This window comes from Chryseobacterium tagetis, assembly GCF_016735585.2.
In the GTDB taxonomy this organism is placed as follows: domain Bacteria; phylum Bacteroidota; class Bacteroidia; order Flavobacteriales; family Weeksellaceae; genus Chryseobacterium; species Chryseobacterium tagetis.
In genome coordinates this window covers 850,055-874,020 of the sequence record NZ_JAERSE020000001.1, presented here as the reverse complement: position 1 = coordinate 874,020, position 23,966 = coordinate 850,055, and the positions used below count along the sequence as shown (strand labels likewise).

23 protein-coding genes are annotated in these 23,966 nt (G+C 33.4%); 17 read left to right on the top strand and 6 right to left on the bottom strand.

What is annotated here, in order from left to right; translation table 11 throughout:
* The first annotated feature begins 42 nt into the window (after positions 1-42).
* The 3 genes from JI747_RS03800 (at position 43) to JI747_RS03790 (ending at position 3,586) form a co-directional block, all read left to right on the top strand.
* On the top strand, positions 43-690 hold the full coding sequence (locus JI747_RS03800; RefSeq protein WP_225686395.1) for a LolA family protein: 648 nt from the start codon (positions 43-45) through the stop codon (positions 688-690).
* A 66-nt stretch (positions 691-756) separates the two neighbouring features.
* On the top strand, positions 757-2,211 hold the full coding sequence (locus JI747_RS03795; RefSeq protein WP_225686394.1) for an LptF/LptG family permease: 1,455 nt from the start codon (positions 757-759) through the stop codon (positions 2,209-2,211).
* Between the two features lie 136 nt (positions 2,212-2,347).
* On the top strand, positions 2,348-3,586 hold the full coding sequence (locus tag JI747_RS03790; RefSeq protein ID WP_225686393.1) for a T9SS type A sorting domain-containing protein: 1,239 nt from the start codon (positions 2,348-2,350) through the stop codon (positions 3,584-3,586).
* A 68-nt stretch (positions 3,587-3,654) separates the two neighbouring features.
* On the opposite strand, the gene JI747_RS03785 is transcribed toward JI747_RS03790, so the two are convergent.
* A complete protein-coding gene (locus JI747_RS03785) occupies positions 3,655-5,076 on the bottom strand; it encodes a sugar MFS transporter (protein ID WP_225686392.1) in 1,422 nt (473 codons plus the stop codon).
* Positions 5,077-5,275: 199 nt separating this feature from the next.
* Between JI747_RS03785 and JI747_RS03780 the strand changes: the two genes are divergently transcribed.
* Together JI747_RS03780 and JI747_RS03775 are read left to right on the top strand one after the other, a co-directional pair.
* A complete protein-coding gene (locus tag JI747_RS03780) occupies positions 5,276-6,025 on the top strand; it encodes an NUDIX hydrolase (RefSeq protein WP_225686390.1) in 750 nt (249 codons plus the stop codon).
* Between the two features lie 148 nt (positions 6,026-6,173).
* Complete coding sequence (locus JI747_RS03775) at positions 6,174-7,268, top strand: DUF695 domain-containing protein (RefSeq protein ID WP_225686388.1); 1,095 nt, start codon at positions 6,174-6,176, stop codon at positions 7,266-7,268.
* Between the two features lie 57 nt (positions 7,269-7,325).
* Here JI747_RS03775 and frr read toward each other — a convergent pair whose 3' ends face one another.
* Both frr and pyrH read right to left on the bottom strand, forming a co-directional pair.
* On the bottom strand, positions 7,326-7,880 hold the full coding sequence (gene frr / locus JI747_RS03770; protein ID WP_225686386.1) for a ribosome recycling factor: 555 nt from the start codon (positions 7,878-7,880) through the stop codon (positions 7,326-7,328).
* Between the two features lie 111 nt (positions 7,881-7,991).
* Positions 7,992-8,699, bottom strand: coding sequence for a UMP kinase (gene pyrH, locus JI747_RS03765; protein WP_225686384.1), 708 nt, complete (start codon positions 8,697-8,699; stop codon positions 7,992-7,994).
* A gap of 166 nt (positions 8,700-8,865) precedes the next feature.
* Between pyrH and porQ the strand changes: the two genes are divergently transcribed.
* From porQ to JI747_RS03740, 5 genes are all read left to right on the top strand, one after another.
* A complete protein-coding gene (porQ, locus tag JI747_RS03760) occupies positions 8,866-9,858 on the top strand; it encodes a type IX secretion system protein PorQ (RefSeq protein WP_225686382.1) in 993 nt (330 codons plus the stop codon).
* A 94-nt stretch (positions 9,859-9,952) separates the two neighbouring features.
* Positions 9,953-10,627: a (d)CMP kinase gene (cmk, locus tag JI747_RS03755; protein ID WP_225686380.1), complete on the top strand. Its 675-nt coding sequence runs from the start codon at positions 9,953-9,955 to the stop codon at positions 10,625-10,627.
* A gap of 95 nt (positions 10,628-10,722) precedes the next feature.
* On the top strand, positions 10,723-11,073 hold the full coding sequence (locus JI747_RS03750; protein ID WP_225686378.1) for a YtxH domain-containing protein: 351 nt from the start codon (positions 10,723-10,725) through the stop codon (positions 11,071-11,073).
* 80 nt (positions 11,074-11,153) lie between these two features.
* A complete protein-coding gene (locus JI747_RS03745) occupies positions 11,154-11,462 on the top strand; it encodes a phage holin family protein (RefSeq protein ID WP_225686376.1) in 309 nt (102 codons plus the stop codon).
* 3 nt (positions 11,463-11,465) lie between these two features.
* Entirely contained in the window at positions 11,466-11,963 is a 498-nt protein-coding gene (locus JI747_RS03740) for a phosphoribosyl-ATP pyrophosphatase (RefSeq protein ID WP_100375586.1), read from the top strand.
* A 40-nt stretch (positions 11,964-12,003) separates the two neighbouring features.
* Here JI747_RS03740 and JI747_RS03735 read toward each other — a convergent pair whose 3' ends face one another.
* Complete coding sequence (locus tag JI747_RS03735; RefSeq protein WP_225686374.1) at positions 12,004-12,732, bottom strand: TrmH family RNA methyltransferase; 729 nt, start codon at positions 12,730-12,732, stop codon at positions 12,004-12,006.
* Between JI747_RS03735 and tamL the strand changes: the two genes are divergently transcribed.
* Positions 12,718-15,312, top strand: coding sequence for a translocation and assembly module lipoprotein TamL (gene tamL / locus JI747_RS03730; protein WP_225686371.1), 2,595 nt, complete (start codon positions 12,718-12,720; stop codon positions 15,310-15,312). The genes JI747_RS03735 and tamL overlap by 15 nt on opposite strands.
* On the opposite strand, the gene JI747_RS03725 is transcribed toward tamL, so the two are convergent.
* On the bottom strand, positions 15,309-15,926 hold the full coding sequence (locus tag JI747_RS03725; protein WP_225686369.1) for a SanA/YdcF family protein: 618 nt from the start codon (positions 15,924-15,926) through the stop codon (positions 15,309-15,311). The two genes, tamL and JI747_RS03725, sit on opposite strands and share 4 nt — an antisense overlap.
* Entirely contained in the window at positions 15,923-17,047 is a 1,125-nt protein-coding gene (locus JI747_RS03720) for a ferredoxin--NADP reductase (RefSeq protein WP_225686367.1), read from the bottom strand. The genes JI747_RS03725 and JI747_RS03720 overlap by 4 nt, the downstream gene beginning before the upstream one ends.
* A 32-nt stretch (positions 17,048-17,079) precedes the next feature.
* Here JI747_RS03720 and JI747_RS03715 point away from each other — a divergent pair, with 32 nt between their 5' ends.
* From JI747_RS03715 to JI747_RS03690, 6 genes are all read left to right on the top strand, one after another.
* Positions 17,080-17,634 carry a TlpA family protein disulfide reductase gene (locus JI747_RS03715; RefSeq protein ID WP_225686365.1) on the top strand — a complete coding sequence of 185 codons (555 nt, stop codon included), beginning with the start codon at positions 17,080-17,082 and terminating at the stop codon, positions 17,632-17,634.
* 481 nt (positions 17,635-18,115) lie between these two features.
* A complete protein-coding gene (locus JI747_RS03710; RefSeq protein ID WP_225686363.1) occupies positions 18,116-19,030 on the top strand; it encodes a FecCD family ABC transporter permease in 915 nt (304 codons plus the stop codon).
* A 475-nt stretch (positions 19,031-19,505) separates the two neighbouring features.
* Positions 19,506-20,429, top strand: a complete 924-nt coding sequence (locus JI747_RS03705) for an ABC transporter ATP-binding protein (RefSeq protein WP_225686361.1) — start codon at positions 19,506-19,508, stop codon at positions 20,427-20,429.
* 167 nt (positions 20,430-20,596) lie between these two features.
* Positions 20,597-21,043 carry a MarR family winged helix-turn-helix transcriptional regulator gene (locus JI747_RS03700; protein ID WP_225686359.1) on the top strand — a complete coding sequence of 149 codons (447 nt, stop codon included), beginning with the start codon at positions 20,597-20,599 and terminating at the stop codon, positions 21,041-21,043.
* Between the two features lie 103 nt (positions 21,044-21,146).
* Entirely contained in the window at positions 21,147-23,540 is a 2,394-nt protein-coding gene (locus JI747_RS03695; RefSeq protein WP_225686357.1) for a 3-hydroxyacyl-CoA dehydrogenase/enoyl-CoA hydratase family protein, read from the top strand.
* 39 nt (positions 23,541-23,579) lie between these two features.
* Positions 23,580-23,942 (top strand): four helix bundle protein, encoded by a 363-nt coding sequence (locus tag JI747_RS03690; RefSeq protein ID WP_225686355.1) that lies wholly within the window; start codon positions 23,580-23,582, stop codon positions 23,940-23,942.
* Positions 23,943-23,966: the final 24 nt, after the last annotated feature.

Below are 23,966 nucleotides of genomic sequence, written 5' to 3'. Positions count from 1 at the left end.
ACCTTTATCATTCTAAAATATCTATATATTATAAATAAAAAAATGAAAAATATTATTTCAAAAATTATACTGAGTGGTTTGGTTGTAGGAACAGTAGGATTGGCAAGCGCACAAAAAATTGATGCAAAAGCTAAAAAAATACTGGATGATGTAACTGCAAATTATAATTCTAAGAAAAATTCTTACTTCAAATTCTCTTTTGGAAGCGGGGTGAACGGACAGGTTTCCAAAACAGAACCTGGAATCTATTATGCAGCCGGAGATAAATATAAATTGAAAATCATGGGTACAGAACAGATTTTTGATGGAAACAAAATTTACAATATTAATACGGAAGATATGGAAGTTACCGTTGCAAAACCTAACGGAAGTGCTGCTATGTTCTCTCCTATCAATTATTTAACTACCTACAGAAAAGATTATAATGTAACTTACAATGGTAAAAAAACAGTAGACGGAGTAAGCGCTGATTTTATAAAACTGACTCCTGTAAAGGATAACGGACTGGAAGCTGTCTATATTTTCGTAAACTCGGCTAAAAAGCAAATGCTAAAGCTGGAACAGCACGGAAATAATAAAGATATTGCTATTATTGCCATCAAAGAGTATAAAGAGAATCAAAACTTAGATCCTAATATGTTTATTTTTGATAAAAATAAGTTCAAAAATTATATCATTACAGAATTATAACAGGAATCTATAAAATATATAAAGTCGCAAAGAACAACTTTGTGGCTTTTTTTTTAATTTTGGCAAATGTTTAAAATATTAGACCGCTATATCATAAAAACCTTTTTTGGTCCCTTTTTCTTTATTTTCAGTGTATTGTTTTTTATCTTCATTGTCAATATCATCTGGGTACAATTAGGTCAGTTTATGGGAAAAGGGCTTACAACGTTTCAAATCGTTAAGCTTCTGTTTTATCTCGGAGTAAGTGTTATCAGTATGGTATTACCACTTACCATACTTTTGGCGAGTATCATGTCCTTTGGAGAATTTGGTGAACGGTATGAGCTTGCAGCAATGAAAGCAGCGGGAATTTCGTTAACAAGAGTAATGGCTCCTCTTTTTGGGGTTGCGACGGTGCTTGCCATCATGCTTTACTTCTTTTCAAATGATATTATTCCTGACTTTCAGAGAAAAGCAAAAAATATGCTTTTCAATATCGCCCAGACAAAGCCTGCTTTGAATTTTACTCCCGGTCAGTTTATCGATCAGCTCCCCGGCTATATGGTGAAGTTTGATAAAATTTACGGTGAAGACGGGAAAGATATTGAAGGTGTTTTTGTACATAAAAAAGCAAGTACCTACGAAAATCAGCAGACGATTGTTGCTAAAAAAGGAAAGTTTGTAACTCCGGCGAATAAAAACTTCTTAAAACTTGAACTTTATGACGGTTATGTAACTGAAGATAATTTCGCAGGTAAAGGAGACAATGCAAGGCTTAAGCAGCCTGATCAGGTCATTAAATTTGATACCTTAGTTTCCCACTTTGATGTCAGCGAACTGATCAACAAAGCCATTGAAGAAGAACAGATTACGGATGATTACCGTTTCCAGACCTATCGCGAGCTGAATAAAACCATTGAAAAAAGTAAAAAAGACAATGCGTCTTATTTTAATACTGTAAATGGGGACGTCCTGAATCAGGTGAATACCGTTGTTACGTATATGGATAAAAGCAAATCTAAAATAGCAGCAAAACAACAGATAAAACTTGATACTGTAAAAGGAGAGAAAAAGCTTGAAATGATCTCTAATGCTTACAACAGATTAGATAACTTAAAAGCGACTCTGGAAACCAAAAATAACGAAATAAACCCGAGTGTAAAATATTTTGGAAAAGTAGTGATGTATCAACAGAGAATCGTCACCTATTCTTTCACTTGTGTTATATTCTTTTTGATCGGAGCAAGTTTAGGTTCTATTATCAGAAAAGGAGGAATGGGATTACCTGTAATCATAGCCATTGTAATATTCATTATTTTCTATATTATTAATGTAAGTATGGAAAACCTGGCTTGGTCAGGAAAAATGAATCCTTATTTAGCTTCCTGGCTTCCAAATATGGTGCTATTACCCTTTGGAGTCTGGATGACTTATAAAGCCCTTGCTGATTCGCAGCTTTTTGATGCTGAGAAATACAAATCTCTCTTGAAACCTATCACGAAAAGATTTTCAAAAAGTAAAGAGCATAAAAGATATCAATAATTTAAAATCCGGGTTTTCCGGATTTTTTTATTTTCTATTATTAAATCTTTATGAAACTATGCAATTCCCATAGATGTGATTTGAAAAAAATATTATCTTTGGAAAATTAATTTTTTAAAGGAAAAACATAATTTACATGAAAAAAAATCTATCCGCTCTATTTTTCGGAATCAGTGTAGCTGCATGTGCCCAGCTTCAGGTTTTTACACTTGATTTAACAGCCAATGATCTGGTTTATGATTCTAATACTAATAAAATCTATGCTTCAATTCCCAGTGCAAATGGCTCAAACGGAAACAGTATAGGAATCATTAATCCTAATACAATCACGTTGGATAATACTGTATTTATAGGAAGTGAACCTACATTTTTAGCCATTTCAGATAATGGACAGTATATTTATTCCGGTTTCAGTGGAGCATCTATTGTCCGCAGGTTTGATGTCGCAACACAAACGGCAGATATTCAGTTTACTTTGGGAGCAGATCCTACTACTGGACCTTTCTATGTAGAAGATATAGAAGTAATGCCCGGTCAACCCGGAACAATAGCTGTTGCCCGAAAAAATAATGGTTACTCGCCAAAGCATGAAGGTATTGCAATTTACGATAACGGAGTGATGAGACCCACAACAACTCCTGATCATACCGGAAGTAATAAAATTGAATTCACTGGTCCTAATGCGCTTATTGGCTATAACAACGAAACAACAGAATTCGGGATCAGAAGATTGTCTGTAAACAGTTCAGGGGTTACCAATCTTGGAGTTACCCAAAGTGTTTTAAACAGCTTTTATCTGGACTTTATTTATCATGACAATAAAATGTACTCTATTGACGGAAAAGTTGTAGATGCAACTACAGCGCCTTTTGTAATCGGGCAGTTTAGTAATGTTTATGGTCCGGTTGCTTACGATACCTATTATAACAAAGTAGCATTTGCAAGTTATGATTATTCGGGAAATATAACTTTTAAAAGATTTAATCCTAATACATTTTTGCTGACCGATAGCTTACCCATTTCGCAGGCTTTCGGAAATGTGAAAAGTCTTATTACTTGTGGTAATGGCTGTTATGCTTTTGCATCTACAGGAAATAAAGTAGTGATTATAAAAGATGCTACACTCGCTGTTTCTGAAACAGTGTCTAAACCTAAATTAACAATATATCCTAATCCTACCTCAGATTTTATCAATATAAAAAGTGATACAGAGATTAAAGAAGCTGTCGTATATGAGTTAAGTGGTAAAGTTGTTTCTAGAGCTGTTAATCAGAATAACAGAATCGATATTAAAGATGTTCCTTCCGGAGTATACATTTTAAAAATTACAGATGCTAAAGGAAATGTAAGCACTAAAAAGATTATAAAAAGATAAGATTCAAATATCTTTGACAATAAAAAAACCTGCTCTTAAGCAGGTTTTTCTTTTATATAAAATCATTTTTAATGTCCGGATTTTGCATCTGCATCATGCTGAACATGACTCAAATATTTAGTGCAATATGCTCCAAAAATCAAAATTACTAAATAACAGAATACAGGAATAATGAAGGAATGCTGCACTCCGTAATGATCAGCAAGATATCCTTGGAAAATAGGAACGATCGCCCCACCCAAAATTGCCATTACCACTAATGAAGATCCTTGGCTTGTATATTTGCCTAATCCTGAAATTGCCAATGTATAAATATTCGAGAACATGATAGAGTTGAAAATACCAATCCCTAAAATACTGTACATAGCCAACTCTCCATGATTTACCATTGCAGAGATAAGCAAAACTACGTTAACCGCTGCAAAGATTGATAGTGTTCTTGCTGGTGCTGCCTTTCCAATAAAGAAGGCAATAAAATTAAGAACAATGAACACCAAGAAGAAACTGATTTGTGAAAAAGTTAAGTCAACAATACTGAAAATAACTAGGAACACCAACGTTGCCGCTCCCAACATATAGATTGCTTTTTTCGACTGGCTAATGGATTGATTCAAAGAAATTGCTCCCAAAAATCGACCAATCATTGCGCCTCCCCAATATAAAGAAAGGTAGTTTTTACTTACAACCTCATTAAGGTTCATCACCTGAGGCTGTTCTAAAAAGCTGATGATAAAGCTTCCTACGGCTACTTCCCCACCAACGTAACAAAACATGGCAAAAACCCCAAATTTTAAATGAGTAAACTTGAAAGCTCCAAAACCTTTCTCAATCTCTTCTTCCGCAGTCTGAAAAGATGGAAGTTTCACTCTTGAAATCAATAAAGCAACTAAAAGTAAAATTGCTGCAAAGATTAAATAAGGAATTCTCGTTGCCACCGCACTGAAAGATCCGTCTGCAGCAGAGAAAAATTCAAAAATTAAATGTCCACCCAAAACCGGAGCGATAGTCGTTCCGAACGCATTGAAGGCTTGGGTCATATTCAATCTACTGGATGCAGATTCTTCCGAACCTAAAAGAGAAACATAAGCATTTGCAGTGATCTGCAAAACCGTAAATCCTAATCCTAAAACAAACAAAGCTCCTAAAAACAACCCGTAAGACGAGAAAGTAGCTGCAGGATAAAACAAAACACATCCTAAAGCTGCAAGGAAAATTCCGAAAAGAATTCCTTTTTTATAGCCTACTTTGTTAATGGGATCTCCGCTCGAAGTTGAGATCAGGAAATAAATTAATGAGCCTATAAAATAAGCTCCAAAGAAACAGAACTGCACCAACATCGATTCAAAGAAAGTCAGTTTAAAAAGCTGTTTCAGATAAGGAATCAGGATGTCATTCATACAGGTAATGAAACCCCACATAAAAAATAAAAGCGTAATGGTAATAAGAGGAATAGTATAATTCCTGCTTTTTGTTTTTACTTCATTCGTCATAGTCATTCATTTAAAATAAAAAGAGGTTAAAGGTAATTCCTTTTTATTTGATATTATACTTTTAAATTTCGTTTTTTTTAATAAATGTATAGCGAATCGGTAAAATATATGAATTTCACTGAAGTAGGAAGTAATTTTTAGAATGATCTCAGAAATTAAATCTTACCTTTGTGCTCTCAGATTATACCACTTATTTAGTATGGATTCTAAACAGCAATTTTTAGAGAAATCTTCAGAAGCAAAAGAAATCTTTTTGCCTCATATATCGACGGATCCCGTGATTTTCGGGTTTGATAATAATGAACTGAAAGTTCTGCTTCTGAAAATGAACTACAGAAAACAATGGATGCTTCCTGGAGGTTACATTCGAAGGGATGAAGATCTGGACGAAGCTATTGTAAGGCTTTTGAAGGAAAGAGCTGGCGTGACGGTTTCTTATCTTGAAGAATTCGGTGTTTTTGGAAAGAAGAATCGAAGTGAGTTTTATTTTGAAGATTTTGATGAAACATTATTTCAAAAACAGAGATTTATCACAATTGGTTTCTACGCACTTTATAATGCAACAAAACTACATCCTGTAGCCGACGAAATGAGTGAAACCTGCGAATGGATCTATTTAAGTGAACTTCCTGAGATTGAACTGGCAATGGATCACCGCGAAATTATCGAGAAGGCTTTGCTTACTTTAAGAGAAAAGATTGCTATTAAGCCTATTGGTTATAATCTTCTTCCTGAAAAATTCACTTTACCTGAAGTCCAAAAACTATATGAAGCTATTTTGGGAAAAGAGCTTAATCGAGGGAATTTTTATAGAAAAATTAAAAACCTCGGGATTCTTAGAAAACTCGATGAACAGCGCCGTGGTGGGGCTTATAAATCACCCGACCTGTATAGCTTCGATGAAGAAAATTATAAAAAAGCTCTTGAAAACGGACTTAATAACTGGTAAATAAAATCAGCAATTAAAATATAAATATTTTAAAAAATTAACCAAAAAATTATAAATAATTAAGAAATTTAATTTAAAATAGTCTGTTTTTCAAAACATCTTTCCTATTTTTGTACTAATACAAATAGATACAAGAAATACACAATAGATGAAGTTTTTACGTAGAATGTTCCCTTCTAAAAACGAAAATATTGCTACAAATACAGAATTTTGGGACTGGTTTTCGGCAAACCACAAAAAATTCTGGAAAGCAGTACATGACGGCGAAAAGGTAGAAGAAGTCTTTTTTGATAAAATGACCTCAAAATTAACCCAAATTAAAGACGGAATTTATTTCCTTACAGGAATGCATGACAGCCAGACGGCTGAACTTATCCTTACAGCAGATACAAACATTAAAAATATTGTCTTTGTAGAGGACCTTATAAAATCAGCACCCAATATTGATAATTGGAAATTCACGGCACTCAAACCTGAAGTCAATATTTCCAAGTTTCAGATCAATATGGAGAATCATACTTTTTCTGCAGAAAATTTATCTTTTTATGCAACTTATGATGATGACTACCCTGATGAAATAGATCTTACAATAATATATGATGAATTCAACGAAGCTGAAAAAGATATCATTGTAAACGGGGTTTATATCTATCTTAATAATCTTCTTGGCGAATTGTCTTCTGCAACCATTATTGATCATTTGCAAATAAAAGGAAACAATCCGGAGAATGTAGAACTTATTCCTATTGCCAAACTGAAAGATTATCTTGCATGGAGAGAAAGCGAATTCGAACAAAAATACCAACATAAAAGATATTCGGCTCAAAAAGATAACTGGGGAAGTTTTGAAGCGGCTCTCAGCAACGGAAAACCTTATTTTGCGATTGCCAATACCACGGTTTTGGAATGGGACCATAAAGCATCTCATCCATGGGTTTTAAAGATAGAAATCTATTATGAAGGAGAAGATAACCAAGGGCTTCCAACTCCCGAAGACAATCATTCGATGAACGCTTTTGAAGAAGAGTTAAGCAATATGCTTATTGATACAGAAGGCTATCTAAATATTGGCAGAGAAACAGCAGATAATTTGAGAGAAATTTTCTTTGCATGCAGAGAATTTAGAGAGTCGTCCAGAATTACCTATGAAATTATATCTAGATATTCTGATAAATTAAAAATAGAATATCATATTTATAAAGATAAATATTGGCAGACTTTTGAACGATTTAAATACTCATAAAAAGAAAGAGGCTCTCACTTGAGAACCTCTTTTTATTTTTATATTCTTTTTAGAAAGTTAGACTTTCATAATGTCTGCTTCTTTCGCTTTCAAATGCTCATCACAAAGCTTAACATATTTGTCTGTAAATACCTGAATTTCTGCTTCTATTCCTTTTACAACATCTTCAGAAACACCTTCTAGTTTTTTTAGTTCTTTTAAACCGTCCTGTCTTGCATTTCTTACTACAATTTTAGTGTTCTCAGCTTCTACTTTAGCTTGTTTTGCTAAATCTCTTCTTCTTTCCTCCGTTAAAGGCGGTACATTAAGGATAATATTGATTCCGTTATTTGAAGGGGCAAAACCTAAGTTTGAATTGATGATTGCTTTTTCAATATCATTAATTGCTTTTGCATCCCAAGGTTGAATAGAAATCGTCATGGCATCCGGTACAGAAACGTTAGCAACCTGGTTGATGGGAGTCATTGCTCCATAGTATTCTACCATCACATCCTGAACCATAGCTGTAGAAGCACGTCCTGCTCTAATTCTTTGAAACGCATGATCCAAATGTTTTACCGCTGCATCCATGTCATGTTTTACAGATTCTAATATAAGATCTAATTCTTCCATTATATAATAAAAATTTGATAAATTGCACATTTTTAAATGATTAGTAATAAGGTAATAGTATTTTTAATTATTAAAAACCTTAATTCCTAAAATCTATTATTTGCTCCCTAATTACAAATCTACTAAAGTACCAACATTCTCTCCATCCACAATTCTCCCTAAATTACCATCTTTATTCATATCAAAAACAATAATTGGCAATTTATTTTCGTGGCTTAAAGTAAATGCTGTCATATCCATCACTTTAAGATTCTTAGCATAAACCTCGTCGAAAGATAATGAATTATATTTTACAGCGTTCTCATTTTTTTCAGGATCGCTGTCGTAGATTCCGTCTACTCTTGTTCCTTTTAAAATTACATCCGCTCCAATTTCGATAGCTCTTAGCGTTGCAGCCGTATCTGTTGTGAAATAGGGGTTACCTGTACCTGCTCCGAAGATTACCACTCTCCCTTTTTCAAGATGTCTTACCGCTCTTCTTTTGATGAAAGGTTCAGCTACCTTATCCATTTCAATGGCAGACTGAAGTCTTGTTTTGATTCCCGCATCTTCCAAAGCACCTTGTAGAGCCATTCCGTTGATTACGGTGGCAAGCATTCCCATATAATCTCCCTGCACTCTGTCCATTCCTTTAGCAGCTCCTGCCACTCCACGGAAAATATTACCTCCTCCAATTACAATAGCAATTTCGCATCCTTTATCTACAACCTTTTTGATCTCCAAAGCATATTCCTGCAGCCTTTCATTATCAATACCATATTGTCTGTTTCCCATTAAGGCTTCACCACTAAGTTTTAGAAGGATTCTTTTATATTTCATCTTTTATTTTTAAGAGTTTCTTTTAGAACCAAATTCTTTTAAATTTGATGCTGCAAATATAATCATTAAAAATATTGTAAAAAGAAAAATATTTAGGTGTAAATAATGTTCTAAATATTTTGACACCTAAGAAAAAGGATTATTTTTGCATTAATTATAAATTGAATTGAAGAAAATTATCATTTTTTCATTATTTCTGTCAGGAATTGTTTCTTATGCACAAACAGGAACAAATGTTTATCCATTCTTAAATATTCCTGTATCTGCTAGACAAGCAGCTTTAGGAGGAGATGCAATTACGATAAGAGATTATGATGTTTCCTTTGCAATAGCAAATCCGGCACTATTAAATAAAGATTCAGATCAACAGCTTTCTGTAAACGGGGCGGCCTATCTGGCTGATTCAAAATATGGAACCATAGCCTACGCCAAAGACTTTGACAATGGGCACATGGCGACCATAAACGCCCGTTATATGAGCTATGGCAATATTCCCAGAACAGACGAAAGTGGTTTTGAAAACGGAGAATTCTCAGCTTCCGATGTAGCCATCGGAGCAGGATATGCCTATCAGTTTGAAGAAGACTGGACGATTGGAGGGGGATTAAACTTCATTACTTCAAAGATTGATAACTATACCTCTTCTGCTATTTCCGGAACTGCAGGTATCACCTATCATAATAAAAAAACTAAGGAAGTAGTCTCTGCAGTGGCAAGAAATTTCGGATATCAATTTAAATCATTTAACGGAACAAGAGAAAATCTTCCTTTCAGAATAGATTTAGGATATACAAAAATCTTAAAGACTATTCCTTTGGCAGTTACCATTACCGCTCATGATGTTCAACAGTTTGATATTTCTTCACAATATAATGTAGACGGACAGGAAGTGAACATCGGAAGAAAAATTGCCGATCACTTTTCTATCGGAGCCGAACTTTTCCCTGAAAAAAGCTTTAATATTAGATTAGGATATAATGTAAAAAGAGGAAATGAATTGGCTGTTGCCGATCAAAGAAACTTTGCAGGACTTTCCGGTGGTTTTGGAATCAAACTTTCAAGATTCAGAATTGATTATGCACATACAAGATATAACAACTCATCCAATGTCAATCAGATAGGTATATCTGTGGATCTCACCAGTCATGCTGGATATTAATCAGATTCGAAATTTTAACAATATATTTGAAGAAACCTTAAGAAAATCTCTTAAGGTTTCTTGCTTTTTAAGAAAATTTCTTGAAATTTGCGGTATGAAAAAACCTGTAATTGCAATTGATGGGTACTCCTCTACCGGAAAAAGCTCAATATCTAAAGTTATCGCCCAAAAACTTGGGATTATTCATTTAGATACCGGAGCCCTTTACAGAGGTGTGACGTGGTTTGCTCTTCAGAATTGCCTTAATGAAGATGGAACAATCAATCTGAACGAATTATTCTCTTCTTTGGATCAGATTGAACTGGAATTTAAAAATATAGAGAATGAGCTTGTTCTTTTCCTTAATCATATTGATATTTCTAAACAGATAAGAACCAACGAGGTTTCAGATAATGTAAGCTTAGTGGCCAAACAAAAAGAAGTAAGAGACTTTTTACTCCAGTCACAACGTTCATTAGCTGAAAAAGGAGGAATCATTATGGATGGAAGAGATATAGGAACAGTAGTTCTTCCCAATGCCGATTACAAATTTTTTCTTACCGCAAGCATCGACGAAAGAACTAAAAGAAGATATCAGGAACTTTTAGGTTTGGGAATACAGGCTGAAGAACAGCAGGTAAAAGAAAATTTACTAGAACGTGACAGAATAGACAGCGAAAGAGAAATTGCGCCATTAAGGCAGTCCGAAGACGCCACTGTCATTGACAACAGCCTTCTTACCAAAGAACAGACAATAGACACAATACTGGCTTATATTCAGAAGATTTAACAATTTTTATTAGCATTTTTTTGACCTTTGGTATATTAATTGTAACTATTTTTATCGTAAAAACTAATTTTTATTAACTATTAAAAAAACAAGAAATGTCTAGAAAAGGAAACAATACAGCGGGAATTTTGGCAGGACTACTTGCAGGAGCAGCTGCGGGAGTTATTTTGGGAATGCTTTATGCTCCGGAAGAAGGTAAAGAAACAAGAAAAAAAATTAAAAATAAAGCAAATGATCTGAAAGATCAGGCTAAAAATAAGTACGGAGAAGTTTCTGAAAAAGTAAAAGATCAGTATAGCAATATATCATCTACTTTCAAAGAAACAGCAAATAGTGTAGCTCATACCGTAAAAGATGGTTATGACAAATATAAAGATCAGATTGTTGCTAAAACTACAGACGTTGTAAAAGATGTAGAAGCAGAATTGAATGATCTGAAATCATAAATAATTTATTTTTTTGAATAAATTATAAAAAGGAACTTTGTGAATGAAAGTTCCTTTTTTTGTAACTTTAAACAAAAACAATGATAGAAACTATTAAAGAATATGCATCGAAAAGAATAGACCTGCTAAAATTGGAAGCTACAGAAAAATCTTCCCTTTCTGCGGGTATTATTACTTATCTTGTGATCTTGCTGGTTGCTTTTGCGTTTTTCATTATTCTTTTTAATTTTGGAATAGCATTTCTTATAGGAAAAGCACTGGACAATACTTCTTACGGTTTTTTAATTGTTGCTGCATTTTATTTCATTATTATGATTTTTATTGTGGCTTTCAAACAAAAAATAGTATATTCTGTAGCAGATAAGGTAATAAAATTTTTAAATCATTAAACCATGAGTGCAAAATATGAGAGCATACAGGAGTTAAGAATCAAGAAGAAATTATTAAAAAATGAAATTAATGATTTAGAAGGGCTTTTAACATTCAAAAATACAAAAGAGAGCTTAAGTGCATTTACAAACGGTCTTACCGATCAGTATCTTCAGGAGAAAGTGGATGAAGACGGCGACGAGAAGATTGTCCTAAGAAAAGATGTAATTGCCAAACAGCTTGCCACAGAAGTGAAGGATGTATTTATGAATAAAAATACGGCTTTAGGAATTGCCACTTCTGCATTCAAAGGAAATGCTTTGGATAGTGTAGTGAAATTGGGAGTGACTGCTCTTGTAGGAAATTATGCAAAAAAAAATATGGGAAGCTCTAACTGGAAGAAAAAACTGATAGGCGCTGCTTTAATATATATTGCTCCCATTGCTTTAAAAATGGTAAGAAAGAAACTTGAAGAATATCAAAAAAATAAAAGTGTTTCGAGTCTGGAACAATTGATTTAGAAAAAGAGGTTAGAAATAATATTGTTTCTAACCTCTTTTTTTATTTGGAAAATAATTGTCCTAAAATAATTCCAGCTGCCATAGAAACATTAAGGCTTTCCGTAGACTGAGATTTCCCGAACCTTGGAATGGTAATGTTTTTTTGAACCCATTTTTCAGTTTCAGGACGCATCCCGTTGCCTTCATTTCCTAAAATTAAATTTAAATTTTCAGGCCTTTCAAACGAATAGATGTTTTCACCTTCCATATCGGTTCCCACATTTACATTTTTAGTGTTTGAAAGGTATTCTGTAAGATTGGTATACACAACATTTACCCTTGTGAATGATCCCATCGTAGCCTGAATAACTTTTGGATTGTAAAAATCAACAGTATCTTCACTGCAAACGATCTGTTCTATTCCGAACCAGTCTGCAAGACGAATAATTGTTCCTAAATTTCCAGGATCCTGAATACCATCTAATACAAGCTGTATTTTTTTATCTACAATTTCTTCCTGTTCCTCATTTAGCCAACAAACGGCTACAGAATCTTTAGGATTCATCAGAAAACTTATTTTTTTCAATTCATTTTCAGAGATATGAGTAACAGGCACATTGCTATGGTCCAGTTTTTGTGGATCGGTAGAGAATATTTCTTTAATTTTAAAATTAGAATTGAAGAGTTCTCGAATGGTTTTATTACCTTCAACCAAAAACAAATTGTATTTTTGTCTGAACTTCTTTTTATCTAAAGACTGTAAAATTTTTATTGTATGAGCTGTAAGCATTTTATGAATTCTCCTCAAAAATATTATAAAATTATATCATTTGCAACATTTGTAGGGCTACTTTATGCATGTAGCACCACCAAAAAAGTTCCTGACGGAGAATATTTGCTTACTAAAAATTCATTTGAGTTCGAAGATGAAAAGAAACCTTTTGATAATGAATTAAAAGGGTATGTACAGCAAAAACCGAATAAAAAACAGTTTCTTTTTATGCCATTAAGTTTATGGCTGTATAATGCTGCTGATCCTAAATATGACGAGTTTTTTACTGAATACATGACCTATCCCAATGAAATGAGAGATCAAAAACTCAGAGATTCTCTTTTCCTGAAGTATGACATGAAAAACAGCGTGGGAAAAAGCTTGTTTATGGACAGGCTGTATCACAACTGGGGAACCGCACCGGTTATTTTAGATCCGACAAGAACAGAAAAAGGGGCAGAATCTATTGAAAACAGGATGGGTTACAGAGGATATTGGGATGCAAAGGTGAAGTTTAAAAATATCACAGATTCCACTTCTAAAAAGGCTCAGACGATCTATTATATTCAGCATAATGATCCCACATTCATTAAAGAATATTATTATAACATTCCTGATCCGGGTATAAAAGGTAACTATCAGCTGAATATACACAAAAGTCTTATCCGATCAGGGCAAATTCTTGACCAGACTGTACTGGAAAAAGAAGTGAGTAGAATCAATGAAGTAATGAGAAATCAAGGGTATTATAAATTTAATGCTTCAGGAGAAGAAGTTGGTTTTGTGGCCGATTCTCTGAAAAGCACTAAAAATGTGCCTTTAACTTTAGAAATTCATAAAGACTCTGTCAATACGCCTTACAAAATTGCAACAATCGGAAACGTAGATGTTGCAATAGTAAACAGAATGAGTGATTTTCCCAAAAACACAAAAAAAGACAGCCTAAGAAGGATCAGGTTTCATAAAATTAATGAACAGTACAAAACTCCTGCAATATGGAGATCAATCATTGTAGCTCCAAACTCTATTTATGATCAGAAACAGCTTGATGTAACTAAGAGGAATTTATTATCAATGAATAACTTCAGTATTCTTAAAGCAAAAGATTCTTTAAGAAGTGGTGGCGGAAAATCTCCTAATGACAGCATTGTTGATGTTCTCTATGTTTTGAAACCGCTTGAAAAATATGATATCAAAGTAGCGACTGACGTTAACTACTCTCCTATTCTGAATTTTGGGGTTGCACCGTCTGTTGATTTGGTAACCCGAAATATTTTTGGAGGGGCAGAAAACTTATCGACCAGCGTTGCGGGAACTTTCGGATCCGTTAAAAACCCTAAAAATTTAGATACGAGAATTTTAGCATATGAATTAACAGCTCAGGCTGCGCTTAATTTTCCAAGACTATTAGTGCCTTTTAATTATTATAAACTGATTCCTAAGCGTTATACTCCTACTACTTCTATTCTTTTGGGGGCATCTATTCAGAATAATATTGGATTGGGAAGAATCAACTTCAATACAGGATTGAATTATGCGGCCAATGTCAACGACAGGATTACTCATAAACTGACTTTATTCAATCTTCAGCTGAGTTTAACAAAGAATAAGAATGCTTACTATGATTACTTTGTGAATGATGCAAAAATCAGGGATGAAGTGTATGCTGACTATTTTTTATTTGATCCTGATACAAAACTAAAGTATGATAGCGGCTTGCTTTCCGGAGATGATGTTTCAGGAATGATCATTAATAATAACGCTTATAGAAACAGTCTTAATACAGAGCAAACAAGTAATCTGAACAGTTTTCACCAGTCTTTAATTAATAAGGACAGACAGACACAGGATGTAATTATTTCTTCAATGATCTACAATTTTATTTATAATGAAATTGGAAAAAAAGACTATGAAAACCCTTTCTATTTTAATGGAAAAGTAGAATTTGCAGGAAATATTCCGAGCATTTTTAATCAAAAAAGAGAAGAAAGTGGTATCGTCGCTTCCAATCCGCAGCGTACAATATTTGGAGTTCCTTATTCTCAGTTTATAAAATTTGATTTTGATATAAGAAAATATTTTAAGTTTGGGGATCAGACCTTAGTATTAAGACAATTTATGGGAATTGGAATTCCTTATGGAAATTCTTCTTCAATGCCGGTAATCCGTTCTTATATCAATGGTGGACCGAATGACATCAGAGCCTGGACCGTTTTTGGAGGTTTGGGACCTGCAGATTCTCAGGTTGATGAAAAAGTACGTACTTACGTAATGGATAATCTGAAATTAACGACTAATATAGAATATCGAGTTCCTTTTAACGATATGTATGAAGGAGCTATTTTTACAGATATAGGAAATATCTGGAGTTTAAGAGATAACGGATTCAATGATCAGTTTAAATTCGGTAAGTTTCTAAAGCAAGTCGGTATCGGAAGTGGTGTCGGAATAAGAGTGAATATTGCCTATATCAAACTCAGATTTGATTTTGCTTATAAAATCTATGATCCTAATAAACCAGACGGAGACAAGTGGAGATTTAAAGAATTTAATCCTTTGAAGCCTACCTTTAATCTTGGTTTCGGTTATCCTTTCTAATCAGGAGATATTCCCAGAATATAATACACTACAGCAGCCACTCTTGCGAAAACTTCTCTGAACTGGTTTCTGTAGTAGCTTTCGGGCTTATTTACATCCTGAGCATCAAATCCAAGAGCATTCATATTATTATTTCTTGCAAAAAACAAGGCACGAAGATTATGAAAACCCTGTGATACAATAATCACGTGTTTTCCTTTATATACATTTTTACAGCGTAAAATACTTTTATACGTATTAAACCCTTTAGGATCTTCAATGATAATTTCTTCAGGCACTCCTTCTTCGTATACCAGATAATTTTTCATGGCAGCAGGTTCGTTATACCCTTTACTTTTTTCTCCGCTTACAATGATTTTCTTGATTTTACCGTGATGATAAAGTAAAGCGGCCGCATCCATTCTTTTCGTAAAATACGGATTGGAAATTCCCGATCTCATTTTAGGGGAAGTTCCCAGAACAAGAGCGACTTCTCTCGGAGGAATTTTAGATATTTTGGTATAGGTTCTTCCGTTCGTAAGAGCAAAAACCCATGCATTAGCCAGAATAATCAATAAAACACCAAGTTCTATTGACGAAACAAAAAGTCTATATATGTTTTTTAGAATTCTCAACTAAGATCAAAGTTAAGCTTTATTTTTTTACTTTTAGCAATAGACATACAGGCTAAAATATGTCCTCTCTCCTCTTCTTTTTCCGTTAAATATTCGTTTTCCAATAATTCAACCTCTCCTTCTTCCAAAATACATTCGCAGCTTCCGCAAATTCCCGATTTACAGGAGTATGGTACAGGAAATTTCTGAATGAGCAACTGCTGAAGAATTTTTTCCTCATTGGTTGGAAGTTCAGTTTTATATTGCTGACCTAATATTCTGAATTCCATTTCTACATTTTTAATAAGAGGAAATTCTTTTTCTAAAGGATAAATATCATCATTAAACTCTTCAAAAAGTTCAAAATGAATGTTTTTTTTCGGAATACCGTGATGATAACAAGCATTGGCCAATGTTTTAATCATCTCTCCTTTCCCGCAGATCAAAACATCATCTACAGCATCCCAGATTGTAGATTCCTCATCCGTATCATCCAGATGAAGGATCTGATTGATGATTAAAGCCAGTTTTTTTTCATCCAGCCTTCCATAGAAAAAATTGTTAGCTGTTTTTTCCCTTGAAAAAAAATAGAAAATCTGCAACCGGTCACCACAGGTTCTGGCAAGATTATCCAATTGTTCTCTATAAATTAGATCCTGAGAACTTTTATTTCCAAAAAATAAAAACAATCTCGTTCTCGGTTCATTATGAAGAATATTTTTAAAATGACTTAAAATAGGGGTAATTCCTATTCCTGCAGCAAAACCCACGATCGTTCTGAATTCACTGGGCTTAGAAACCAATGTAAACCTTCCGCTTGGTTCACTTACCAGAATTTCATCTCCTACCTGATAATTTTTAAACAATTCTGATGTGGCTCCATCAGGAGAATTTACTTTTATTCCCAACGATATTTTTTTCTCATAAGGTGCCGAAGTCATTGAATAATCATTAATGATATCTTCACCATGAGACTGAAATTTTAAACTTACAAACTGCCCGGCTTCAAATTTAAAATTCGCCTTTAAATTCTCAGGAATTTCAAACTCCAGAGAAAAAGTATTTTTGGTCAGTTCTACCTTTTTCGCTATTTTTAACCAATGAAACTGCGTCAGTTTCCCCTTATAGATTTGTTGTTCCATACCTCAATTCAAAAATAGATAAAAAATAATTTATGAAGAAGATAATTTTATCCACGCTTGTTGTATTTGCTTTGGCAAGTTGCAAAAAAGAAAGTCAGAAAAGTGATGAAACTGCTATGGCAACAGATTCTATTTCAGCTCCGGAACCGCCTTCAGCAGTTGTACCGTTAAAAATGCTTACACTGGATAAAGTTTCCGAATATTTAAACAAAAAGAACGATACATTATATGTAACCAATTTTTTTGCCACTTGGTGCGGACCTTGTGTAAAAGAGATACCGCATTTTAAAAATAAAATTGAGGAACTGAAAGGAAAGCCTGTAAAAATTACCTTTATAAGCTTAGACCAGAAAGAAGCATGGAATACAGAAGTTCCCCGTTTTGTAGCAGAACACGGAATTCAGGATCATACAGTTCTTGTAGATGGACAACTTATGGATGGCGATTTCTTCAAAAAGAACTTCAAAGAATGGACTGGAAATGCAATTCCTTTTACATTCATGAGAAGAGGTGATAAAACTGATGAAACATTAGGAATGATCAGTGAAGAGCAGTTAAACGAGAAAATCAATTCTTTGTTAAAATAAACCTTATATCTAACAGATATAAAAAATGTTAGGCTTTTAAATTAAAATGATTAATAGAATTAGAATTATCGGACTAGTTTCCTATTTTTTTATTTTTTTGATGGGAAGTATGATGGCAATACCGTTAGGTTTTCTTTTATTCGCTTCTTTTTTTGATTTAGATACCTTAAAATGGACAATTTATGGAATTATTGGTTTAGCTCTGGTAACTTATAGCATGAATAAAAAATCAACAAAAACTATTTTTTTTCTTAATTTTTTGTCGTTGATATTCTTATTAATTCCAATTTGTAATCGTTTAATGTTATTTTCTTGGGATAAATTTAATTTCCCGTTATTTTATATCCCATTATTAATTTTTATTATTTGTTACCTACTTTCATTAATTATTGAATGTAAGCATCTGAAAAAATCTGTGTAATCTGTGGGAGCTCAATTTAAAAGTATTTGTTTTTTCATCATTATCGGAATTATTATTTTGATGATGATCAACCTTAACACAGGATTTTTAAGTTTACATTTTCAGGATTTTTTTCAGGATTCAGCAAACAGCCAAATTGCTGAAATCCGGGTAAATCGCGTATTGGTAATGCTTTTGGCAGGAATTTCAATTCCCACATCAGGTTTTTTGATGCAGGAATATTTTCAGAACCCTTTGGCGGGACCGGATATTTTAGGGATAACTTCTGTAGCAAGTTTATCTGTCGCTTTTTATATCTTCTTTTCACATGACATTCTGATTCCTGAATTTCTGCAAAACAGTTTTCTAAGTTTAGCAGCCATTGTAGGAAGTCTATTGTTGATGTTGATTTTATTATCAATGTCTAATAAATTTCAGGATAAATCATACCTCATTATATTTGGATTTTTGGTTTCGGCTTTTGCTGGAGCGATAGTTTCTCTTCTTCAGTTTTATGCCGAAAATCAAAGTTTAAAAAACTATATTTTGTGGTCTTTCGGAGCGAATAACATGGTGTCAAGAAATCAGATCTGTGTATTATCTATTTTGGTTGTACTAGGCTTATTTATCTGTTTTAAAAGTATAAAACCTTTGATCGGAAATTCATTAGGAAATTCATATGCCCAAAGTTTGGGAGTCAATTTGAATCAGCTTAAAATATTCATTATTGTTGCTTCTTCCCTGCTTTCTGCATCTGTTACAGCATTTTTAGGCCCTATTTTGTTTATAGGGATCATTGTTCCGCACTTTTGCAGGTTAATCTATAATCCGTCAAAACTTTGGCAGCAATGGATTTTAAATATGTTTTTAGGAATGCTGATGATGCTGTTCTTCTCAATCATAGCAGAAAAAACACAGATTCCTTTAAATGTAATAAGTTCTGTTTTCGGAATTCCTGTAATTTTGATGATGCTTTTGAAACAGAATAAAGTGTAAGAATGAATGATAAATGGGTTTATCGCTAATTTTGATATCTCTCGCTGATTTGGCAGATTGCGCAGATGATTAAGAATATTTTTTATGATTAAATGTAAAAATAAAGTATCCACTTTGTCATTCCGTAGGAATCTAGACTAACTTTGTAGAGATGCTTTCAGCATGACAAACAAAAGAAAACAAAAATGAATATTAGAATTACACAAAAACAATTAATTATTGCAAACATTATCTTGTTTGTCATAAGTGTAGTTTTTCTGGAATATTCAAAATTGTTTAGAATGAACTTAGATAAACATTGGATTTATTCATATGGTCACAATTGGTGGTTTATGATAGGAATTCCTGCGGCATTTTGGGGTTCTTTAATTCTAGGAGGATATAGCTTATGGAAAATCAAAAAAAACAAATTTCTCTATTGTATTTTTAGTCTTATTCCTCTTATCCTATTTATTATTTTTATATCTGTTTAAGTATGCACCTACAAATCAACCAAGCAAACATCGGCTACAGCAAAACCTTAATTTCAAATGCAACAGCACATTTGAATTTGGGAGAAGTATGCCTGTTAATTGGTAATAACGGTGTAGGAAAAACAACTTTAATCAAATCTATTTTACATCAGATTCCACTTTTAAACGGTGAAATTTCTATTCATAATAAAAATGTAAAAAATCTTTCCGTTAAAGAAATTGCTGAGAATATAGCGGTTGTTTTTTCAAAGTCTATTATTCCGCAAAATTATACGGTTGAAGACTTGATTTCATTGGGGAAATACATTTATTATCCTTTTTATTTTGAGCTTAAAAAAGAAGACCGGGAAGAAGTCTCACATATTATAGAGAAGCTTGATCTGGTACAATATAAAGATACTTTACTTAAAAACCTTTCCGACGGAAATCTTCAGAAAGCTTTTATAGGAAGAGCCTTAACACAGAACTCTCCTATTATTATTCTTGATGAACCTACAACCCATTTAGACGAGAAAAATAAGATCATTATCTTAAAAACACTCCGTAAATTAGCTCAGGAACAAAACAAATTAATATTATTTTCCTCTCACGATTGGCGTCTGGCGAAAGAATTTGCGGACAAAATCTGGTATGTAAAAGACAAACATTTATATTCAGGAATTGTTGAAGATATTTTGCTGCAACATGAAGAATTGACTAATGCTTCTTTATTTCAGATTAATGACAAATTTGTAGCACCTAGAATCATCGCCCCGGATTTTTATAAAGAAATGTTATATTCTTTGCTTCAAAAAAACTTCCAAAAAGATCTTTCTGCTCTAAATTTTGAGTTTCAGGACAACTTTTGGTTAATTTCAGGTAATTCTTCAAACCAGCAATGCGAATCTTTTGAAGAAATCGTTAATTTCGTGAAAACCATTTATTAATCCCCTTTTTTATTTAGATATTTCACATACTATGCATGCATAGTATTATGCTTATCATATAATTTAACCATTTTATTTTCAGCGTATTAACAAATTTTAACGTTAATAAATATTATGCATGCATAATATTTATTAAATTTGGGTAAAACCATTACAACAAAATATTGATGGATAATAAGGATAAAATAGAAAATGTAGATTTAATTTTAAAACAGACCTGGTTAGCTGTTTCTAAAATGTACACAGAATTGGCTCAGGAGCATGATTCTACGGCTGTACAAGCCCTTACTCTTCTTAAAATAGACCCTAAAGAAGGAACAAGAAGTACGAATCTAGGTCCTAAAATGGCAATAGAACCAACCTCTCTTACAAGAATTATCAAACTTTTAGAAGACAACGGATATATCTATAAGGAAAAAACAACGACCGATAAACGTGAAGTGATTATTAAACTTACCGATAAAGGATTGAGTTCCAGAAACATGTCTAAAGAAGTTGTGGTCAATTTTAATAAAAGAGTGATGGAAAAGATTTCACCTGAAAAAATGGATACATTCAAAGAAGTAATGTGTGAAATCATGAAAATAGCCACAGACTTAAACAATCGAAAATAATTTTGCGTCACGTCATTCTGATGAAGGAAGAATCTATTAGATATTAATATTGACATTGAACTGAATGATAAAAGAATTAAAACAATTACAAATAATAAATCAAATGAAAAGAAGAATCAAACACGTTACAGTTCTTGGTTCAGGAATTATGGGAAGCGGTATTGCGGCTCACTTCGCCAATATTGGTGTAGAAGTTTCGCTTTTGGATATCGTTCCTTTTGAACTCTCTGAAGCAGAACAGAAGAAAGGTTTGACCAAAGATGATAAAGCGGTAAGAAACAGAATCGCTTCTGAAAACTTTGAAAAACTTAAAAAAGCAAGCCCGGCTCTACTCTATTCTCCAAAATTTGCAGATAGAATTAAAGTTGGAAATTTTGATGATGATTTACCTAAAATAAAAAATACAGACTGGATTATTGAAGTGGTAGTTGAAAGACTAGACATCAAAAAATCCGTTTACGAAAAAATCGAACAGTTCAGAAAGCCTGGAACTTTAGTTTCTTCAAATACTTCAGGCATTCCAATTAATATGTTGGTGGAAGGAAGAAGCGACGATTTCAAACATTACTTTGCAGGAACTCACTTCTTTAATCCTGTGAGATACCTTCCTCTTTTAGAGATTATTCCAACAAACGATACAAATCCGGAAATCATTGATTTCTACATGAATTACGGAGCAAAATTCTTAGGAAAAACAACCGTTTTAGCAAAAGATACTCCTGCATTTATCGCCAACAGAATCGGGGTATTCTCGATGATGGATTTGCTTCATAATGTTCAGAAATTAGGATTAACGGTTTCTGAAGTTGATAAATTGACAGGTCCGGTAATCGGTCGTCCAAAATCGGCTACATTCAGAACAGCAGACGTAGTTGGATTGGATACTTTGGTAATGGTAGCCAATGGTGTTCGTCAAAGTGGGGCCGAAGCTAATGATTTCAACAATGTTTTTGCGCTTCCAGATTACATCCAGAAAATGGTTGATAATAAATGGCTAGGTTCAAAAACAGAACAAGGTTTCTACAAAAAAGTGAAAAATGCAGAAGGAAAATCTGAAATTCACGGATTAAATCTTGATACTTTAGAATACGAACTTCAGGGAAAATCTTCTTTCCCGACTTTAGAATTAACTAAAAATATTGATAAGCCGATCGACAGATTTAAAGTCTTAATTGGTGGAAAAGATAAAGCCGGAGAATTGTACAGAAAATCTTTAGGAGCATTATTCGCTTATGTTTCTCATAAAGTTCCTGAAATTTCAGATGAAGTTTACAAAATCGATGATGCTATGAGAGCTGGTTTCGGTTGGGAGAACGGACCTTTTGAAATATGGGATGCTGTTGGTGTTCAGAAAGGTATTGAACTGGCTACAGAAGCCGGGTATCAGATTTCAGACTGGGTGAAAAATGTAGAGACTTTTTATAAAGTAAATGATGAAGGACAAAGCATTTATGTAGATAAAAACTCAGGGGAATACAACAAAATTCCTGGACAGGATGCTTTCATTATTTTAGATAATATCAGAAAAAACAAAACGCTTTGGAGTAATTCCGGTGCTGCAATTGAAGATTTAGGTGACGGAATCATTAACTTCGAGATTCGTTCTAAAATGAATTCTCTTGGAGGCGAAGTTCTGGATGGATTGAACAGAGCGATTGATTTAGCTGAAAAAGAATATGACGGTTTAGTAATCGGAAATCAAGGGACTAATTTCTCTGTAGGGGCGAATTTAGCAATGATCTTGATGATGGCAATTGAGCAGGATTGGGATGATTTGAATATGGCAATCGCTTATTTCCAGAAGTCGATGATGAGAGTTCGCTACTCCTCTATTCCTGTCGTAGTTGCTCCTCACGGAATGACACTTGGTGGTGGTTGTGAAATGACTATGCACGCCGACAGAGTCGTTGCAGCAGCAGAAACTTATATTGGACTGGTTGAAACTGGAGTTGGTGTAATTCCTGGTGGTGGTGGGACAAAAGAACTGACATTGAGAACCTCAAGAGAATTCCACAGTGATGATGTGAAAAATAACAGACTTCGTGAAGCTTTCATGAATATCGCAATGGGTAAAGTAGCAACTTCTGCCTATGAAGCTTATGATATGGGAATTCTTGAAAAAGGAAAAGACATCGTTTCCGTAAGTAAAAACAGACAAATTGCTGAAGCTAAAAAAGTAGCAAAACTATTAGCTGAACAAGGCTATACACAACCTATCGAACAGAAAGTAAAAGTTTTAGGAAAAGATGCATTAGGGATGTTCTACGTTGGAACTGACCAAATGTTAACCGGAAACTTCATCTCTGCACACGATAAGAAAATCGCAGACAAATTAGCAAATGTAATGGTTGGAGGAAATCTTTCTGAACCAACCGTTGTTACTGAACAATACTTATTGAATCTTGAAAGAGAAACATTCTTACAGCTTTGTGGTGAAAGAAAAACATTGGAGAGAATTCAGTATATGTTACAGAATGGTAAACCGCTAAGAAATTAGATTCTTCTGTAAAATGTAAAAAGTATTAATGTATTAACGATGCACAACTTTAGAGATTTAGAAGTTTGGTCAAAATCAATGAAACTTTGTAAAATATTTTACTTGGCTTCAAATAATTTTCCAAAAGACGAAATGTTCGGTTTGACTTCACAGTCAAGAAGAAGTTTATATTCAATTCCTTCTAATATTGCTGAAGGTGCAGGACGAGATACAAACGCTCAATTTTCACATTTCCTGAATATTGCCTTAGGTTCTTCATTTGAATTTGAAACTCAAATTTTAATTGCGAATGATTTGGAATTCTTTAAAAATGATGATTTTAATATTATTTATACTGAAATCAAACATATACAAAATATGTTAACAAAATTGAAGCAGAAATTAAATACTCAAGCATTTTAAATCATAAATACATTTTACGTAAAT

What these genes read in the sequence shown, in the direction of transcription:
- cmk (WP_225686380.1), top strand. Translation starts at nt 9,953, where the DNA reads ATGAAAAAACCTGTAATTGCAATTGATGGGTACTCCTCTACCGGAAAA.
- JI747_RS03690 (WP_225686355.1), top strand. Translation starts at nt 23,580, where the DNA reads ATGCACAACTTTAGAGATTTAGAAGTTTGGTCAAAATCAATGAAACTT.
- JI747_RS03715 (WP_225686365.1), top strand. Translation starts at nt 17,080, where the DNA reads ATGAAGAAGATAATTTTATCCACGCTTGTTGTATTTGCTTTGGCAAGT.
- JI747_RS03790 (WP_225686393.1), top strand. Translation starts at nt 2,348, where the DNA reads ATGAAAAAAAATCTATCCGCTCTATTTTTCGGAATCAGTGTAGCTGCA.
- JI747_RS03750 (WP_225686378.1), top strand. Translation starts at nt 10,723, where the DNA reads ATGTCTAGAAAAGGAAACAATACAGCGGGAATTTTGGCAGGACTACTT.
- JI747_RS03710 (WP_225686363.1), top strand. Translation starts at nt 18,116, where the DNA reads ATGATGATCAACCTTAACACAGGATTTTTAAGTTTACATTTTCAGGAT.
- JI747_RS03735 (WP_225686374.1), bottom strand. Translation starts at nt 12,732, where the DNA reads ATGCTTACAGCTCATACAATAAAAATTTTACAGTCTTTAGATAAAAAG.
- JI747_RS03780 (WP_225686390.1), top strand. Translation starts at nt 5,276, where the DNA reads ATGGATTCTAAACAGCAATTTTTAGAGAAATCTTCAGAAGCAAAAGAA.
- JI747_RS03705 (WP_225686361.1), top strand. Translation starts at nt 19,506, where the DNA reads ATGCACCTACAAATCAACCAAGCAAACATCGGCTACAGCAAAACCTTA.
- JI747_RS03700 (WP_225686359.1), top strand. Translation starts at nt 20,597, where the DNA reads ATGGATAATAAGGATAAAATAGAAAATGTAGATTTAATTTTAAAACAG.
- JI747_RS03745 (WP_225686376.1), top strand. Translation starts at nt 11,154, where the DNA reads ATGATAGAAACTATTAAAGAATATGCATCGAAAAGAATAGACCTGCTA.
- pyrH (WP_225686384.1), bottom strand. Translation starts at nt 8,699, where the DNA reads ATGAAATATAAAAGAATCCTTCTAAAACTTAGTGGTGAAGCCTTAATG.
- tamL (WP_225686371.1), top strand. Translation starts at nt 12,718, where the DNA reads ATGAGCTGTAAGCATTTTATGAATTCTCCTCAAAAATATTATAAAATT.
- JI747_RS03740 (WP_100375586.1), top strand. Translation starts at nt 11,466, where the DNA reads ATGAGTGCAAAATATGAGAGCATACAGGAGTTAAGAATCAAGAAGAAA.
- JI747_RS03720 (WP_225686367.1), bottom strand. Translation starts at nt 17,047, where the DNA reads ATGGAACAACAAATCTATAAGGGGAAACTGACGCAGTTTCATTGGTTA.
- frr (WP_225686386.1), bottom strand. Translation starts at nt 7,880, where the DNA reads ATGGAAGAATTAGATCTTATATTAGAATCTGTAAAACATGACATGGAT.
- JI747_RS03775 (WP_225686388.1), top strand. Translation starts at nt 6,174, where the DNA reads ATGAAGTTTTTACGTAGAATGTTCCCTTCTAAAAACGAAAATATTGCT.
- JI747_RS03795 (WP_225686394.1), top strand. Translation starts at nt 757, where the DNA reads ATGTTTAAAATATTAGACCGCTATATCATAAAAACCTTTTTTGGTCCC.
- JI747_RS03800 (WP_225686395.1), top strand. Translation starts at nt 43, where the DNA reads ATGAAAAATATTATTTCAAAAATTATACTGAGTGGTTTGGTTGTAGGA.
- JI747_RS03785 (WP_225686392.1), bottom strand. Translation starts at nt 5,076, where the DNA reads ATGACGAATGAAGTAAAAACAAAAAGCAGGAATTATACTATTCCTCTT.
- JI747_RS03695 (WP_225686357.1), top strand. Translation starts at nt 21,147, where the DNA reads ATGAAAAGAAGAATCAAACACGTTACAGTTCTTGGTTCAGGAATTATG.